The organism is Paenibacillus sp. 7523-1 (assembly GCF_002276415.1).
Lineage (GTDB): Bacteria > Bacillota > Bacilli > Paenibacillales > Paenibacillaceae > Paenibacillus > Paenibacillus illinoisensis_A.
In genome coordinates, this window is the sequence record NZ_NPBR01000055.1 from 1 (window position 1) to 206 (window position 206).

Annotated in this window: 1 pseudogene; it reads right to left on the reverse strand. The window is 43.7% G+C overall.

Annotated elements, in window-relative coordinates:
- Positions 1-206, reverse strand: a pseudogene (locus CHH60_RS29515) (ABC transporter substrate-binding protein); the annotation flags it as partial.

Genomic DNA, 206 nt, shown 5'->3' on the forward strand with positions numbered 1-206 from the left:
CCGAGTACACGGCCGCTGGCAATTTTGGATTTGTATTGGTCGTCTTTTTGAACAAAGGTATCTTTGTCGAGCAGTCCTTCATTATACATTTTGTTCAACCAACGGAAATATTCTTTTTCTTCCGGACGTTTGTAGTGCAGCATCGCTTCATACGTTTCCGGGTTGATATAATATTCACCGTCATCCGGTGCACCTGTTGCCTGGAA